At 65.5% G+C, this 15,919-nt stretch carries 20 protein-coding genes; 8 read left to right on the plus strand and 12 right to left on the minus strand.

The features are described from left to right. Positions 1 to 4 precede the first annotated feature (4 nt). The 7 genes from DPQ65_RS07885 to DPQ65_RS07915 are packed head-to-tail and all read left to right on the plus strand — an operon-like array spanning position 5 to position 3,767. Positions 5 to 199 carry a hypothetical protein gene (locus DPQ65_RS07885; RefSeq protein ID WP_114906776.1) on the plus strand — a complete coding sequence of 65 codons (195 nt, stop codon included), beginning with the start codon at positions 5 to 7 and terminating at the stop codon, positions 197 to 199. Beyond that, entirely contained in the window at positions 196 to 987 is a 792-nt protein-coding gene (locus DPQ65_RS07890) for a hypothetical protein (protein WP_114906777.1), read from the plus strand. Before DPQ65_RS07885 ends, DPQ65_RS07890 begins: the two co-directional genes overlap by 4 nt. A 39-nt stretch (positions 988 to 1,026) precedes the next feature. Next, positions 1,027 to 1,398, plus strand: coding sequence for a hypothetical protein (locus DPQ65_RS07895; protein WP_114906778.1), 372 nt, complete (start codon positions 1,027 to 1,029; stop codon positions 1,396 to 1,398). Then, the gene (locus tag DPQ65_RS07900) at positions 1,395 to 1,967 is read left to right on the plus strand and encodes a hypothetical protein (protein WP_114906779.1); all 573 of its coding nucleotides are present in this window, start codon (positions 1,395 to 1,397) and stop codon (positions 1,965 to 1,967) included. The genes DPQ65_RS07895 and DPQ65_RS07900 overlap by 4 nt, the downstream gene beginning before the upstream one ends. After that, a complete protein-coding gene (locus tag DPQ65_RS07905; protein ID WP_114906780.1) occupies positions 1,964 to 2,617 on the plus strand; it encodes a 3'-5' exonuclease family protein in 654 nt (217 codons plus the stop codon). The genes DPQ65_RS07900 and DPQ65_RS07905 overlap by 4 nt, the downstream gene beginning before the upstream one ends. Then, complete coding sequence (locus DPQ65_RS07910) at positions 2,614 to 3,126, plus strand: hypothetical protein (RefSeq protein WP_114906781.1); 513 nt, start codon at positions 2,614 to 2,616, stop codon at positions 3,124 to 3,126. Before DPQ65_RS07905 ends, DPQ65_RS07910 begins: the two co-directional genes overlap by 4 nt. Before the next feature lie 26 nt (positions 3,127 to 3,152). Further along, the gene (locus DPQ65_RS07915; RefSeq protein ID WP_114906782.1) at positions 3,153 to 3,767 is read left to right on the plus strand and encodes a hypothetical protein; all 615 of its coding nucleotides are present in this window, start codon (positions 3,153 to 3,155) and stop codon (positions 3,765 to 3,767) included. Positions 3,768 to 3,776: 9 nt separating this feature from the next. On the opposite strand, the gene DPQ65_RS07920 is transcribed toward DPQ65_RS07915, so the two are convergent. From DPQ65_RS07920 to DPQ65_RS07975, 12 genes are all read right to left on the minus strand, one after another. Beyond that, positions 3,777 to 4,352, minus strand: a complete 576-nt coding sequence (locus tag DPQ65_RS07920) for a hypothetical protein (protein ID WP_114906783.1) — start codon at positions 4,350 to 4,352, stop codon at positions 3,777 to 3,779. Between the two features lie 290 nt (positions 4,353 to 4,642). Then, entirely contained in the window at positions 4,643 to 5,272 is a 630-nt protein-coding gene (locus DPQ65_RS07925; RefSeq protein ID WP_162802087.1) for a hypothetical protein, read from the minus strand. A gap of 10 nt (positions 5,273 to 5,282) precedes the next feature. Next, complete coding sequence (locus DPQ65_RS07930) at positions 5,283 to 8,195, minus strand: LysM peptidoglycan-binding domain-containing protein (RefSeq protein WP_114906785.1); 2,913 nt, start codon at positions 8,193 to 8,195, stop codon at positions 5,283 to 5,285. Further along, a complete protein-coding gene (locus DPQ65_RS07935) occupies positions 8,192 to 8,623 on the minus strand; it encodes a pilus assembly protein TadG-related protein (RefSeq protein ID WP_114906786.1) in 432 nt (143 codons plus the stop codon). The genes DPQ65_RS07930 and DPQ65_RS07935 overlap by 4 nt, the downstream gene beginning before the upstream one ends. Next, complete coding sequence (locus DPQ65_RS07940) at positions 8,620 to 9,078, minus strand: pilus assembly protein (protein WP_162802088.1); 459 nt, start codon at positions 9,076 to 9,078, stop codon at positions 8,620 to 8,622. The genes DPQ65_RS07935 and DPQ65_RS07940 overlap by 4 nt, the downstream gene beginning before the upstream one ends. Then, positions 9,075 to 9,509: a TadE family protein gene (locus DPQ65_RS07945; RefSeq protein ID WP_114906788.1), complete on the minus strand. Its 435-nt coding sequence runs from the start codon at positions 9,507 to 9,509 to the stop codon at positions 9,075 to 9,077. The genes DPQ65_RS07940 and DPQ65_RS07945 overlap by 4 nt, the downstream gene beginning before the upstream one ends. Next, positions 9,506 to 9,700, minus strand: a complete 195-nt coding sequence (locus tag DPQ65_RS07950) for a hypothetical protein (RefSeq protein WP_114906789.1) — start codon at positions 9,698 to 9,700, stop codon at positions 9,506 to 9,508. The genes DPQ65_RS07945 and DPQ65_RS07950 overlap by 4 nt, the downstream gene beginning before the upstream one ends. Before the next feature lie 77 nt (positions 9,701 to 9,777). Further along, positions 9,778 to 10,698: a hypothetical protein gene (locus DPQ65_RS07955; RefSeq protein ID WP_162802090.1), complete on the minus strand. Its 921-nt coding sequence runs from the start codon at positions 10,696 to 10,698 to the stop codon at positions 9,778 to 9,780. Next, on the minus strand, positions 10,695 to 11,576 hold the full coding sequence (locus tag DPQ65_RS07960) for a type II secretion system F family protein (RefSeq protein WP_114906791.1): 882 nt from the start codon (positions 11,574 to 11,576) through the stop codon (positions 10,695 to 10,697). Before DPQ65_RS07960 ends, DPQ65_RS07955 begins: the two co-directional genes overlap by 4 nt. After that, the gene (locus DPQ65_RS07965) at positions 11,573 to 12,925 is read right to left on the minus strand and encodes a TadA family conjugal transfer-associated ATPase (protein ID WP_114906792.1); all 1,353 of its coding nucleotides are present in this window, start codon (positions 12,923 to 12,925) and stop codon (positions 11,573 to 11,575) included. The genes DPQ65_RS07960 and DPQ65_RS07965 overlap by 4 nt, the downstream gene beginning before the upstream one ends. A gap of 215 nt (positions 12,926 to 13,140) precedes the next feature. Next, on the minus strand, positions 13,141 to 13,923 hold the full coding sequence (locus DPQ65_RS07970) for a hypothetical protein (protein ID WP_114906793.1): 783 nt from the start codon (positions 13,921 to 13,923) through the stop codon (positions 13,141 to 13,143). After that, positions 13,920 to 14,516, minus strand: coding sequence for an SAF domain-containing protein (locus DPQ65_RS07975; RefSeq protein WP_162802091.1), 597 nt, complete (start codon positions 14,514 to 14,516; stop codon positions 13,920 to 13,922). Before DPQ65_RS07975 ends, DPQ65_RS07970 begins: the two co-directional genes overlap by 4 nt. A gap of 565 nt (positions 14,517 to 15,081) precedes the next feature. On the opposite strand from DPQ65_RS07975, the gene DPQ65_RS07980 reads away from it, so the two are divergent. Then, positions 15,082 to 15,909, plus strand: coding sequence for a hypothetical protein (locus tag DPQ65_RS07980; RefSeq protein ID WP_114906795.1), 828 nt, complete (start codon positions 15,082 to 15,084; stop codon positions 15,907 to 15,909). Positions 15,910 to 15,919 lie beyond the last annotated feature (10 nt).

A 15,919-nucleotide genomic window follows, 5' to 3' on the forward strand; every position in this document is an offset into this window, starting at 1 on the left:
GGACATGAACGAGTCCGAGATGCTCAGCGTACTGATCGACGCCCTGCCCACCTGGGTCGGCCCCATTGCCGTCATGGTTGTAGGGATAGGCGGTGCGCTTCTGTTCGCCACCTACCTGTTGGCCGGCTGGCGAGCCACGGCACCGAACAGCGATAACGAGAACGACCGGACCCCGGTCCGCCACACCACCAGTCCATGAGCACCAAGATTTACAACGCGTACACTCTCCCCGCTGGCTCTGACGCCCTGGTGGCGAACCTGGCTGTCGCCGAGGCTGTCCGGGCCACCTACCGCAAGCTCGCCCTGAGTGCCGTGGGCCTGACTGCGGCCTTGCTGCGTGACGACACTGTGGCGACGCGCACCGAGCGGGTCACCACAGTCGTGGACATCCTCAACGGCTTCTCCAGCGTCACATTGGACGACGTCAACCTGGCCTTGCGCCCCTACGACGTCGAGGACCACCGGGTGTCCAACCTGCGACTGGCCACAGCGATCGTGCAGGCCATCAACGGCGGTGCCACGACCACCCGGGTCATCGACGCGGTCGACCTGCAGTTCTCTGTGTCCTGGATGGTCGACCCGCAGCCAAACTCCGCAGGTGCCCACGACCACTACGCCAAGCTGTTCACGGTACGGCAGGAGTACATCGAGGCATTCCTAGCCGCCACCGGGGCCACCGACTTCCACTACCAGGACCAGAGCGACCAGCCAGAGGACGTCACGGGCACCGAGTGGGAGAACCGCCGCGAGACCTGGAAGCGGGTCATGCCCGACTTCGACCCGCCCGCGGCGTTCTCACCGCACTGGGAGCTGACCGACGTCGACCGGCTCGAGTTCGCGACGTGGTCGCAGGCGTGGCTGACCGCCCAGGCGGTCTGCGACGAACTAGAAGGCCGTGAAGCCCTCAAGCCCGAGTCCCGTGCCGACTTCGAGGAGTGGCTGGCCCAGAAGCCCGCCAAGCCTGAGTCAGTCGAGGCCGAGTCATGAGCCGCCTGGGTGTCGCACTACGGGCCCGGGAGGCCAACCGTGACGACACACTTCGGTCCGGTGCACCGCGACCTGGTCGGTGAGCCTGCGGTGAGCGGCGAGGACCGCCTGGCCCTGGACCGCCTGACTCGTGAGCACCCAGAACACACCGCGGACCTGAGCGAGATCTTCGAGGTCGCCACCGCCGCTGAACGCTCCGAGCACCTGGACGATGACCAGATGGACACGCTGTGCCGGCCCAGGGACGTACTGACCCCGGCGCACGGGTTCAGCGAACGGACCGAGCGGGGTGTTGTCCTCGCACTCGTCATCACCGTGGCTCTGCTGTTCGTGCTCGCCACGTTCATCGACACACCGACAGTCGACACCTTCCCCCGCTACACCACAGATAGAGAGGTGCCTGTCCGATGAGCGAGCTCAACAGGATGAGGGCCGAGCTGGACGCCGCCGAGCGTGCCGAGTACGAACGGCTGGTCGCAGATGTTGCCCTCATGACCTACGACCAGCTCGGCCAGGTCACTGACGAGCCGGGCTTCGACCCCGACTACGACGAGTGTGACCACTGCCCGTCCTGGGACCGCTGCTGGCACCGGGCGGCAGACGGGCGCAGGCGGAGCATCGACCGTGCCCGTCAGGTCGCCGAGCCCGGCAACATCGACGACTGGATGACGAGCTCGGGCACATTCCCAGCCGAACACGTCCGCCCCGGCGACTTCCTGCGCACCAACAACCCGCTGCCTGGGGTCAGTGGCTTCGGCGGCTACGTCGAGGCGCTGGCTGTTGAGTGCACGGCCGACGCCACGGTGATCACCGTCGCCCGGACCAACGACCCGGACGCCACACCAGTCGAGCACCACTACCCACCCGAGACCCCGGTCGACGTAGTCCGTCCACTGACCTTGCGCGTCCCGTCCTTCGGGATGGAGAGAGGCCACTGGGAGTCAGTACTGAGCGAGCCAACCGAGGAGACCGCCCTATGAACATCTTCGCCCTTGACATAGAGACTGACACCTCCCCGCTGACCGAGGCCGAGAAGACTGCCGGGTTCACCGCCCGCGGCCTGGTCCCGGAGATCACCCCGATCACGGCGGTGGCGTTCGCGTTCGAGACGCACGCCAGCGTTCACCACCTGAACCCGCAGGGTGACGAACGCAGGCTACTGGCTGTCATCGCCTACATCGTGAAGCGCTTCGCCGAGTCCAACCCGGACGCACTGCTGGTCACCTGGAACGGATCAGTGTTCGACCTGCCGTTCCTGGCCGACCGTGCCCGGATCGTCGGCCTGCCGGAGCACTGGTACGCCGGCATGGAACTGACGCCGGACGCGAGTTTCGCTCCGAAGTACGACCCGCTGCCCGGCCACGACGGTGGTTACGCCGCCACGTGGAACGGTCTGCGCCACATTGACATGGCCTACGTCGAGCGGGACGAGTGCCTGGCAGCCGGCGTTTCCTGGTCGCTCAAGCCGTGGGCAAAGCACCTGGGCATGGACCCGGTGGAGGTGGACCGGACCCAGATGCACGAGTTGACGAAGGAGGAGCTGGACGCCTACGTGACCTCTGACGCGGTCATTACCCGTGACCTGGCCCTGCGCCACGGCGACCGGCTCATCACGGCAGCTGGGCTGTGACAGCCACCAAGGCCGCTGTCGGCAAACTCCGGGAGCACGCGCGGGCCCGGCTGGCCGAGTGCGCCGAGTCCGCGGCACGGCACAACCCGGACTGCCGGTGCGGCAACACCGCCGGTGCCATGCTCGGCTGGGCTGCACTGACCGAAGCACCAGGGCCCAAGAAGCTCGAGCGGCTGCTCCAGCGGCTGACCTTGCTGATGCACGACCTGGACGACAAGGCCTTCGGGGAGGAGGCCAGCCTCGCACTGGCTGAGGTCATCGACGAGGGCCGTCTGGTTGCGGGCCAGGTACTGCTGCCCAGTGGTTCGGTGGTCTCGCCGGTCTCGACCAGCGACTGGTCGAGAGTCGCGGGGTTCCGCAGGCTGGCCAGCAAACGCTGCCCACGATGCGGCCGGGACACTGACACCCAGGCGACCTGGCCGGACTGCGTCCAGCACGGAGACCACGACGTGTGGTGCCGCTTCCAGAACGGCGACCTCTGCGAACCCTGCGACGAAACGGCTTCGTGAAGAGCGCCGCGCCACACCAGGACGTCATGAGGAATCCGACAAAGTTCTACGGCATCGAGTCCGCAGGCTCAGTGTCGCTCGCGGTGGTCGACCCGTCGACCGACAAGAAGCCCCGAGCCCGACTGGCGCTGACACTGCACAAGGAGAGCACCAGGTCCTTCACCGAGATCGCTGCCCTGATCACCGCAGTCCTTGTGGCTGGCACGGTTACCTTCGTGACCACGACTGGGGCGTCACTCGGTATGGACATATCTCTGATCGCGGTGGCCGTCGCTCTCGCATCCTTCCTCCTCTGGCCGTTGGCACTGAGGCTGCCGAAGGTCGAGACGCTCACCGGAGGAAGCTTCACATCCGAAGACGGGACTGCCTATTACAGCGCCGGCCATCTGGCACGCGAGATCAAGGACCTGGCCGGTCAGGGCCTGATCACACAGGACGAGCACGCACGTATCCACCAGGTGATGTGGGAGGCCGCCAGTACGCTGAACACCTCGCGGGAGACCGACAAGACGATTCTCCGCATCGCCTACGACGCGCTGGAGCCCGCCCGGATGCGTCATCGGGAGCGTGACGCCGAACTCATCAACAGGATTCAGCGGATCGACGGTGCTCGGAAGCACAGACGAGCATCGACATCTTGAAACCGTTCCTTAGTCGTTGTCGGTGACCACCGACTGGTACTCACCCACCCGGATCGGCACAGTGGAGGACATTGTGTGCTCCGTGGCGCCGGACACGACACCTGACCATTCGACCAGGTAGGTCAGGTCTGCGGTCAGCGCGAAACTCTGACCGGGGCGGTCGGCGGAGGTGACCTGGTAGACGTACCCGCAGTCCGGTGACTCCGAGATGCCGAAGGCAGGGTCGTAGGGGCTACCCGACGTGGTGCACGTGACCTGGTCTCCGTTCCCCATCGACCAGTTGGCCCTGATCGGGGTGGAGGTCAGAGTCAGTGTGTAGCCGCGGATCGTTACCGAGTCGGTGTAGCTCTGCCAGGGTTGCGTCCACAGCCACACAGGTAGCCCCACGGCACCCATGCACCCCGCACCCGAGCAGGGGGCCGAACCGATCTCGGGTGTGGGCAGCTGCAGTTGCGCGATGAGGTAGATAATCTCGCCCTCGGTCGGTGGCGGGACGGGCTCGGGTTCCTCGGGGTCAGGCTCTGGCGGGTTGAGACATTCCTCGAACTCCGGGGTGCCTGGCTCAAGCCCGAGGCCGATGCACATGGCAAATCTCGGCTGCCATTCTCCGGGGGGTGGTTCCGGGGCAGGGCCCGGATCGACAGGCGGTGGTTTCCCAGGGCCAGGGTCAGGGTCAGGGTCAGGGTCCACCGGGACTGGCTTCTGGATCCAGCATCGGCCGAGGACGTTGCAGACACAGTCTGAGTTCGTCTCCGGGTCACAATCCGCAGGCTTTTCCTGGTCTGACATCACGGGAGCCAGTGCTCGCACCTCAATGGCCCCAGCACCCTGCGGGACGACTACCGCCAAGGCAACCAGTGCTGCGAGAAGCGTGATCAGCCCGTAGACGTACTGCTGTCGCTGCTGTCGAAGTATTCCGCGCACGACCCCTCATCCCCCTTCTCGAAGCTCCTGAGCATCCACGCGTCGTTGACCCCGTCGTAGTTCGCCGTCACCAGGGAGGCGCTCTGGACCAGCTCATCCGGGTCACTGAGGACGGTGCCGTCCGAGTCGATGTACTCCACGTGCGACTCCACGCACATAGTGACCTCGATAGTCCATTCGGCCTCTGACCCGTCAGCCTCGGTGAAGCTGTCTGTCTGCGAACCAACCACTGTTGAGTCCACCTCGCGGTAGGTTCGGTCACCGGCGCGCAGGTCCCTGACCGCCTCGTTGTACTGGTCGATCAGCTCGTGATGTGCCACGGCCGAGGCAGCCTCAGTGAGGTAGCCGTCTTCGTCCTTGAAGGTCGGGCCGTTGATCTGCTCGAAGAAGTCGACGACCTGCGCCTGTGCGACCTCCTGACGTTCCTGCTCGGAAGGTCCTGGCTCGCTCGAGGCTGTGGATGTGTCTTCGCTGGACGGATCCGGGTCTTCGGCCTGACCGCTGCACCCAGCTAGCAGCAGGCCGGCGACGAGCACCGACAGGGTGGCAGCGGAATGTCTGGGGGAGCGGTTCCTGCTCATCTGAGCCTCCTCAGGCGTGGGCCCTGCGCGGGCCTTGGTCGGTCAGGAGCTGCTGGAGCAACTCAGTGGTCTCAGGTTCCATGTCGCCGCCGATTGGTTCGAGGACGGCGGCCATCTGCTCGGCCACCTCCTGGACCTTGCCGGGCACCGCGGAAAGCCACGCGGCACGAAGCTGGTCGCGCCACAACAGTTCGGACTCGGGCGCGACCAGAGATCCTTTCGCCGCAGCCCATGCTGCAGTGCGTGGGTCACCGGCGGACAGGGAGCGAGCGGCGACCTCATGAGCCAGGTCGGCGACGGTCTGGATCATCTCCTGGCGATCCGCCTCGGCCCACGCATAATAAGGAGCCGTCACTCCACTGAGAGGTTGACCGTCCACCATCCGAAGGGTCGCCACGAGTTGACCGGTGGCGACCTCGGAGATGTCGTCCCCAAGGACTTGAGTGAGTTGGTGCCAGTCGACCAAGACATCCCACTGTAGTCGGTAACCGCCATCGTCGGCGTAGGTCAGGTGTGGGCTCCCATTCTTGGCGGTCCCCAGCCACTTCCGGGACTGGGTGACCAGCGGGTTGCGTCGCTTGGCGTCGACCGTCTGGCCCGGCCATAGCGCCGAGTCCAACGGCTTGTGATTCTGCGAGGGATGCAGGGCCAGGAAAGCGATGAGCTCGGTGGCCCGCCCTGGAGATTGCGGCCGTTTCCCTGGTGCCTGCTGGATCTGCACAGGCCCCAACAGACGCACGATCGGGCCGGGGTGCCTGATGGGCTGGACATCTCCGTCGTCCCTTGCCACCGTGTCAGCGGCCTGAACCCTGACCTCGCCCATGTCCACCTCGCTCTCCGGAACCTCCGTGTCCGCAAGGTCCGTTGTGGTTGCTGGCGTGGCGGATACGGGTGTGACGATGTCGGCTTGCGGGAGTTCGGTGATGTCGCTCTCGCCGGCAAGGGTCATCGTCCAGGCAGGACCCGGAACGTCGGCGGCCTCCGTGACCTCGAAGACCTCCACAATGTCTGCGTAGTCGCCTGGACTGACTCCTTGTGGCGCCAAGTCAATGTCCGCAGGCTTCAGGACGGCACCCCCAGGTGAGAGGTCCAGCACCCAGGGAGACAGCGGGTCGGTGACCGTGGTGATCGCCGCAACGGCCAGTCGGGGAGTGTGGGCCAGGACGTCTCGCAGGAGTGTCCGTTCGTCCTCGCTTGGGTCGGTGGCTAGGACAAGCAGGTGCGGAGTCCATGTCTCGGGGGCCACCCGGGAGGACCTGGCCGTGGTGACTGACGGCTGCCGGGCATCGCTCAGGGTGCGACCGTGGACACGGCTGGCGTAGTCGAGTCCTGGCAGCACATCGCGCAGGGACGTGACGTGCTCGACACGGTCAGAACCGAGTGCGGAGGCAAGTTCCGGCAGAACACCCACAAGCGTGACCCTCAGGTCGTCTGCCCACCCGGTCCCAGCCAGTTCGAGTGCCATCGCGCTCAGTACGGCCTCGCAGGCGGTGGGGCTCCCGGTCACGTTGAGTGCCCCCACTTCTTCGAGGTTGAGCAGTACCCAGCCATCCTCCTGGTCGTGGCCCACGGTGACCAATGTCGGGCACGGTGCTGGCACAGTATGGGTCTCCTCGGGTGTCAGGAGGTACCGGGCGGAGCGACGTCGCAGTGCCCAGGTGCCTTGGTCGTCGACAGCCTCGAAAGGTGTGGGCAGCTCGGCGTCCTCGTCAATCAGGTAGAGCTCAATCGCATCGGGTGCGATGAGTGCGCCACGGACAGCGGGCATGGGTGTGTCGTTTCTGCGTGACCAGTCGGCAATGGTGCGCAGAGCCCGGTCAAGGTCACTGACTGCCAACGAGTCGCTGTCTTCCCGTAGCCGCGGCTCGATAGCAGCAGCTCGGCCGCTCGGCATGGCGATCCGACGACCAGGTCGACGACGACGAGACTGTGCGGCGCGGCGGGTTGCCAGCAGGAGCAGCACTCCGGCAGCAGCGCAGGCCCCGACACCAACAGCTGTGTCGACCCTGTCGGCGCTGTCCGTTGCGGCGTCGGGAGGCGCGGACGAGGCTCCTTCCTCGGCGGCCAGTTCCAGGACGGTCTCGACTTCCACGGGTGTGGCCTCGACGCTGGCCGCGGATGGCTGAGTCGGGCCGGGGGTCTCCACAACTTCCTCGTGGGTCGGGATGATTGGTGTGAGCCGGACCGTAGGTACCTCATCGTCGGTGCCGCTCTGTTCGACGACATCGCCGCCGGGTATCGCGAGCTCGTCACCGGGATGGATGACGTCCGGGTCGGTGATGTCCGGGTTCGCCTGCGCGATCTGGGGCCACAGTCTGCCGTCGCCGAGATGCTCCCGGGCCAGTCCGGAGAGAGTGTCACCCTCCTGCACCGTCACCGTGTCGTAGTTGGTGTCCACCTGGTCGGCGTCACCGCCTGGGATGTCCAGTTCGTCACCGGGATGAATGATGTCCGGGTCGGTGATGTCCGGGTTCGCCTGCGCGATCTGCGGCCACAGCCTGCCGTCACCAAGGTGCTCCTGGGCCAGGGACGACATGGTGTCCCCAGGTTCGGCAATGTCCGTCTGGGCATCGGCACCGCCGGGTGTGCCTGCCACAGCGAACATTGCGATGACCGCTGCGATCAGGACGCGTGCACCTGCTTGGGGGACACTCAGGCCAGGCAGTTTCGGTGCCGGGACTGCCCGAACCTGTGCCGGCACCTCGATGAGCACCCCGAGAGCGAAAGATGCCCAACCTGCCCAACCGATGACGGTGAGGATGGACAGCAACAGGGACCCGTCGTCTGGCCCGGTGAGTGTGTCCCAAACGTCGCTGAGGGCTGGGATCCCATCGAGAGTCCCGAACGCCAGAAGACCCGCGGGGAGCCCGACGACGAGGGTTCCCAGGACGAGAAGGGCGAGCAGCCCACGTATGAATCTCACTGCTCGACCCCTCCGATGGCGCGTACTGATGAGACGGTCGCTGAACCTGTGACCGTCCCGTTGGTGAATAGGCCGGCGAACGTTGGCTCCCACCCTGTTGTCACTGTCACGGTCACGTTCGTCCCGGAGACACTGACGGTCCCGTTAGCGCCCACCATCGCGAGGTAGGAGTGGGCGGCGGCAGCACTACGGGAGGTGTGCAGTGGGGCCTGGTGTCCCAGGATCGCTTCGCCGGTCAGTTCTTGGGCGGCGGCCCGGGCGGCTTCGGTGGCTATGGAGGTGGCGTCCCGTGAGGCGCGCAGTTTGGTCGCACCGTCGTACACGAGGGTAACCATCAGCAATAGGGCAACGGAGATGATGGCGACCATGATCGACACGGTCCCTCGTTCCCCGTTTCGTGCAGCCCACGTCTTGAGCCGTGTGGTCATGGCGTGCCACCTTTTGCCCGGTAGGCGTCGACAACACTGGTTGCTTCGGCGGTGATGGTGCGGGTGCCGGGCAAGTCCAGTCCGCTCAGGTCTGAAAGTTGCACGGTGCACCTGATGGTGACGTGCACCAGCCCGACTTGGCCCGGGGGTGAGTTCAGCCCGGAGGTGTCGACAGTGATAGCTGGGTCGGGGCAAGAGCTTCCTTGCCCGGACAGGGTGGTGGTGGCCGCGTCCATGGCTGCCGCGTGGGCCTGGTCGTGGCTTCGGGAGATGCTGGCAGCACGGGCGGCGTTGTTGGCGGCACTGTCGATGGGGACGTGGGCACCGCTGACTCGCCCGGCTGCTGCGACCAACACCAGCAGGGCCAGTAGCGCCGTGCCGAGTAGGGCCCCTTCGATAGCGAGGCCAGAGCCACGATCCTGGCCCTTCCACCAGCGCAGTGCGGCCGCCATCATCCGGTGAGCCTCTCTACGGGGGCGCTGGCCCTGACCCGGATTTCAGGCAATGGGATCAGAGGGACGATGCGTGTCATCTCGCCAGTCACTACGGCTGTCGCCACGGCGCCGGTCCGGTCCACCTGGACGGCGGCATGGTCGAGTCCAGGGTTGTTCGACAGGTAGGAGCTGCCGGCGGCTTGGCCTGCCCCGGCGCTTCCGTCGTAGGTGCGGGCTGCTTCCACGGACACCTGTGTGGCTGAGGTGGCGACGTTTCGGGCGTGGAACCACAGTCCGGTCTGGATGATGGCGAAGATCAGGGTGAACATCAGTACGGGGATCACAATGGCCGCAGTTAACACTTCGGCCGACCCCCGGTCCTTGGAAGGCCAGGACCCACCCAGCACGGATATTCCGTTTGGGTGGGGCCCGGTCTGCGCAACGTTGGTCATACCAGGCCGGCGGTCCTGTTTTCGAACGCGCCGTTGAGGAGTGCCACGAGGGCAACGCCGAGCACAATGCCCGCGACGACGATGAGGCCGACGACGATTGGGTGCGCGTCGCCTCTCTCCGGGTCCTCTGTCCGCAGCACATGAATGAGATGGTCCTGGAATCGCTTCCACCGCTTGTAGTGAGTGAGCATCGGTCTTCCTTTCATCTGCGGGCACTGGTGTCCCGAGTTCGTGGTGCTACCTGAGTCAGTCAGTCGATTTGCAGCGATCACCCCAGCAGTACGGAGGAGATGGGGATGAAAACCGCAAACATCAAGATGAGGAGCAGTGAAGTGCGCGGCACAGCCATGGTGGTGGTTGACCTGTTGGCTGCGGCGTGTGCGTCAGCGAGGATCTGTTCACGCAGGCTCTTGGCGCGGGCCAGGAGGCTATCGGCGACCGCGTCTGACCCTTCCCCGGCAAGGCGCATGATGTCGCCCACGTCGGCGAGTTGAGGAACACCGACCTGCTCGGCCAGTGAGGTGATGGCATCCCAGGTCGGGACACGTGCCCACTCGGCGCGGATCAGTTCTTGCCGTAGCCGCCTGAAAGCCCAGTGTTCAGAGATTTCCGAGGCACCAACCAGTGCCGTGTTGGGGAAGGCCCCGGCCAGTCGTTGGATGGCGACCAGCCGCAAGAAGGCGATCGCTACCCGCAGGAACTCAGCCCGGGCCACTGCCGCCTCAGACTGCAGTTGGACGTTCGGCAAGGCCCAGGCCAACGCCCCAAGGACCACCCCGAGACCGGCAGGCACGATGAAGGGGATGCCCGACCCGGTGGCTTGCAGCACCAACCCGAGGCCGGTCGGTAGGAGCAGCCCGGTCAACCCGCACGCGAACTTCAGCGCCCACGGGTCGTTGGCCGGTGAGTTAGGTCGTCGTGCCCGCAAGATTGCACGGTCCTGGGGGGAGACCGCGAACCCTGGGATCCGGTCCATGACCCGGTCAATCCTGGCTGCGAGGCTGGCGAGCCGACTCAAGGCGACCGGACTGTCGCCTTGGGCTCGGGTGAGTAGCTGCAGGTTGTGCGGTGCCAGCCTGGCGACGGCGTCCTTCACGTCCGGCTGGGTGGGCAACAGCTCGCGGAGCAACATCAGTAGGCCGGTGGCGATGGCGGCACCGGCCAGCATGTAAGGGGCGTACACCGTCATGACCTGGACTCCGTAGCCCTTACCAGGAAACGCGGCTCTGGCTTGGTGACGGTGACGGCGTGCATCCAGACCAGACACCCGAAGAAGGCCACCAGGATGAGGGACAGGATGGCCTGACCGAACGGTGAGGCGTAGAAGTGGCCGTACGTGGTGAACGCCAGGAAGACGAACATGCCCAGAGGCGCCAGAATCATCATCCACTTGGCTTCTGTTCGCCCACCAGCACGGGAAGTTTCGATCTCTCGTCGGATACGGACCTCGTTGGCGACTTCGTTGGTCAGCTGCTCAAGGATCCGGCGCAGCCCAGCACCAGACTGGCGAGAGCCAAGGATCAGCGCTGATGCGACGAGGTCTCCGGTCGGGTCGTCCAGGTCGTCTGCGAACGCCTGCAGTGCTTCGTCGGCGGGCCGGTTCGCTTGGAGGCGCGCCACCAGTTTGGAGACGGGTTCCCGGATGGCTTCTGGTGTTGAGCGCAGCGTGCCGACGAGGGCGTCGTTGAGGCGGGCCCGGGTGCCTAGCAGGCCAGCTAACCCGCGCGCCCACTCTTCGAGGGCGACGAGCCGTTCGGTGCGCACCTTGTCTTCACCGCCGCCCACGAACATCCGCGGGATCATGATGGCCGCGAGTGGCAACGCAAAGAGTGCTGTCGTCCACGGGGTGAGGACCGCTACGGCCAGGCCGGCGGCGCTGGTGATGACAAGGACGGCCCGTTCGGTGCGGCTCAGCCTGGGCAGCCTGGCTTTGATCCGCGTCCACGTCGGTGAGGGTGGTCGCGGACCACTGGGTGGTGGTGGCGGCTGGGTGCCGACATAGATCAGTACGAGTCCGCTGCTGACAAGCAACCCCACCAACGCCCAAAGCGCCATCGGAACACTCATGACGCATCACGCTGACGCCCACGGGTTGCGATCAGGTTCAACGGTTTGGTCCAGCGACCTTGGCCCGGTGTGAGCCAACTGGTGTCGAAGCCGACGTTGACGAGGTCATCTATCCACGCGGGCAGTGTCCCGTCCGGGTTGGGGATGGCACGACCGTCAGGACCGGGCACGAAGATCTTCCCGGTGCCGTACAGCGGCCCGTCCATCTCGGTGCGGGGCGCCAACGTGTACACCGCTTGGGTGAACCGGTGCTTCTTGCCGCCAATCACAGTTTGGTCCAGCATCCGGATGGACACGATGAGGTCGACACTGTTGGCGACGATGCTGTACGCCAGTTCGGGGGTGATGTGTTCCCCGGCACGCATTGCCATGGTGGACAGTCGGGTGACCGCATCTTCAGGGTCGGCGCCGTGCACGGTGGACAGCGACCCGTTGCCGATCTGCATGGCATCAAGCATGTCGAGTGTTTCGTCTCCGCGGACTTCACCAACAACGACGAACGCGGTCGATTGGCGCAGTGAGAACTTCACTAGGTCCTGGGAGCTGATCGCGCCAGCACCGCCTTCGCCACCGGCACGGGTTTGCGCGGGCCACACGTTGTGGTGCCGCTCCCGCAGTTCGTGGACGTGCAGCTCGTAGTTGGACTCAATGGTCGCTAGCGGCACCGACGGGTCGAGCTCGTTCAGTAGGGCACGGACCAACGTCGTCTTGCCTGAACCTGGAACACCGGCGACGACGATCGACTTGCCGGCTTGCATTGCTGCGGTGAGGAACTGTGCCAGGGCCTGGTCGATGGCCCCGAGCTCAACAAGCTCGTCCAGGTCGATGTCGACGTACCCGTGTTTGCGGATTGTCACGGTCGGGTAGGGCGTGAACCATGCGGATGCTGACAGGCGGGACCCGTCAGGCAACGTGATGTCCATTTGTGGGTCGGCGGGGGAGAACTTCGCCTCGCCGGCCGGGTTGTTCGCCGCGATGTGTTGGAGTTCCCGGATCAGCTCTTCGTTGCTGTCAGCTACTGGTGGCGCCCGGAAACTGGTGCCGTCGGCCAGGACGACGATGACGTTGTCGCAGCCGCGAACGTAGATGTCTTCAGCGTTTTTGATGGCCAGTAGGTCTTCGAACCGGCCCATCCCGAAGGTCGAGTTGATGACTGCGATGGTGATCCGCGTTTGGAGCCCGCTGGACAGGGGTGTCTGGCCGATTTGGACACCGGCAGCGTTCAGGTTGGCGAGGTGGTCGGCGACGAGTAGTCGTGCCGAGGCCTCGTGCTGGTCCCGGCTGATGTGCCGGCCGTCCTCGAGCCGTTCGCGCAGCTGCTCGGCTACGTCGGTGCGGATGCGTTGCACGAGCGACCAGTCGACGTCGCCGTCTTCGGCTGCCAGGGGTGGCCCCGCCTTTGGGGTGGTGTTCGAGCCGTTGCGTTTTTGTGGCGGCGCCCGCCTAACTCTTGGGGTGCTTGGCCCGGCGAGTTTGCGGGTGGGCCGCACGGAGGGGTCTTGAGTCTGGCGGAACAACGGCAGGGACGTTGGGGATGTCGGGGAGGTCAGGTCGTTGTGGCTGCTCACATTGTGCTCCCTTCACCGAGCAGTTCGTTGCGGTGACGGGTCGCCTGCTGGGCGATCGTGGCCCGCGCCCGGTCGATTGCACGGTGGTAGGTGCGCAGGGTGTTGGCGCGGGCCATTTTGTATCCCTGGCTGTAGACGGCCGCAGCTTTCGTGCTGTACGGCAGGGCACCGAGGGACGGTGCGGGGCTGACCTGTGACGCGACATCTTCTGGGTAGCTGCCGATGTCAGCATCGACGAATAGGACACCAAGGTGCGGGCCGTGCACTTGGTCTTGTAGCCGGGGGATTCCGTTGGCGAGGGTGATCAGGGCGGGGAGGGTGGTCCAGGCCATGACGATGAGGGCGTCCAGTTGGCTGACGAGACCCCAGGGCAGGCCGTCGGTCGTGACGCGTCCCAGGTCGATGACGACATCCACACCACCGTCACGGCTCAGTTCGGCCAGTGCCTCCGCGGTGTCCAGCCAGGTTGTTTGGAGGACGGTGGCCTGTTGGTGCTCGGCGATGGTGGGTATCAGTGCACTGTCGGCGGCGGCACCTGGCAACGGCACTGACTGTGCTTGCAGAACTTCCAGGACGGTCATGTCGGCGTCACGTGTGGCCATCGCCAGGATGGTGTGCTCGTGCGGGACTTCGGAACGGTAGCGACCGGCGAGGATCGCTGACCCACCGGTCATGTCCGCCTCAAGTAGCAGGGTCGGTGTGGTGGCTGTTGTGGCCCAGGCGACGGCGGTGGTGGTGACCCCGGGGCTGCCGGACAGGGAAGTGAGGCCGTAGATCATCTGCTGGTCTCACCTCCCGCGGGGGTCTCCTGTGCCGGTTCTGCTTCTTGGGGGTGCAGGACGACAGAGACGTTGCCGGTCGCAGCAGCGGCGGCCAGGTCGGTTGCACTTTCGTCGGGCACTGCCAGGTCGACGGTGACCAGTCCGCTTTCGCGCAGTGGGCCGATCGCCACGATCTGCGCCGGCCAGGTTCTGCCAGGAGTGGTGAGGCCCAGTTCTGTCCCCGCCCCACCGTTTCCTGGGGAGGCACCCATGACAACGGTGACCCGGTCACCGGGGTGTAGAGCCAGAGAGGGCATCTGCGATGAGGACAGCGGTACGCCGACCAGTGCCGTGCCGTCGGGGATGTCCACGGCATCAGTCAGCATGGAAGGGGTCAGGAGGGCACCTTCGGGCAGGCTTCCGGTGAGCAGCTTGCCGACGTAACCATCGACCTGGTCGACCGGGATGGCGTCCAGGCTGTCGCTGCTACTCAGTGGTGCGGCCCGCAACTGGTCTTTGGACAGGGTGTCGCCGGCCAGGACCGACTGGGAGAGCACCAGCACCGGGGTCGCCTCTTCGTTCCGGGCCCCGTACCAGGCGCCGGCCAGCACGCCGAGAACAATCAGGGCGATACCCAGTCCCAGGATCGACTTACGACGCTGCTGCCTTGGGGGTGCCGGGTCTGGTGCGTTGGATAGCCGGCCGGCAGTTGTGGTTCTACGGGCAGCCCGGATTGCGGGTGTGGCTGTTCTTGTCGGCACGAGACCCCCATCGTGTGCTCCGGCTCGATCCGTCGAGACTGCTCCGTCACAACGCTCTCCAGGTGACGCACGCTAGTCGAGGTTTTGCGGGACTGCCAGGGGGCAATCGAATCTTTTCCGGTTCGTTATCAAGGGGTCAGGAGGCACGTCGCGCCAGGAGCACCCCCTTGTTGCTTTCAGTGCCCGCTGACCTGGGCAAACGCTCATCTTGCCGCCTCCGGTAAGGGGTCGGCAACGGTCAGGTATGCACATCACCAAGGTCGGAGGCAAGGGGCCGTGCGGAACGTGGTCTGCCATCACGGTCCCAGCATGAAGGAGCTCGCCTCATGGTTCGCACAGTTGCACTGACCCACATGATCAGAGCCGTATCGGCACCCGGTCCCCGCGTCCCGTCGCTCGTGGAGTTGGGGCAGGTATGAGCCAGCAAGCAGACACCCTGAAGGCGATCTTCGGTGAGATTTTCGAGGAGACCGACAACGGTGCACGGGAACGACTCATCGAGACGGTCTTGACCGAGCACCACACGGTCTTCACCCGGCTGGCGCGCGAGCTGATGCTCCGGTTCAACGTCAACGAGGACTGGGTTGATGATGTGCGCCAGATTGTGCGCACGGAAGCCTGGCGCTATCTGTCCAGGCCACTCAAGCCTGGCTTCGACGTGCCTGCCACCATCCCGTGCATCCGTCGGGCAGCCCGCGCGGAGGTACAGCGGATGCGGCAGTCATCGGCCTACACCGGCATCTCCGGGGCGGTCAGTTCCCGTCGGCGGGAGTCTGCCATTGCCAAGCACCGCATGGACTTGATCCGCACCCTGGGCTGGGAGCCGGATGACGAGACCCTGATTGCCTCCTACAACGCGAAGGTGACCACCTCCAGGGGTGAGGGGGCGGCCAGGCGGCAGTCTGCTTTGGCCAGCCGTGACGACCTGCGCCCACCGGCTATCACGACGCTTGACGTAGCTGTCGAGGTGGCCGCCAGTACCGACTGGATGGCTGAGGTCGAGGTACGCGGGCTGGTCGTTGAGATCGTTCGCAGGTGCCGGCTAGAGGGCGAGTTGGTGGGTAAGCTCGCGCAGGCGGTGTTGGGCGAGGGGCTCGACGGCCTGCCTGATGGATCCCTGGAGGCCACGAGTGCCGCAGAGCTGGACGGCATCTCACCCACCCAGGTGTCCAGAGCGATGCAACATCTCAGGGCAGTTGCCGTCCAGGTTGTCGACGAGTGGGGTCTGAGCGCTGACAGTTGACCTGCCCCCA

Origin of the sequence: Ornithinimicrobium murale (assembly GCF_003352835.1) — a bacterium.
Classification (GTDB): Bacteria; Actinomycetota; Actinomycetes; order Actinomycetales; family Dermatophilaceae; genus Ornithinicoccus; species Ornithinicoccus muralis.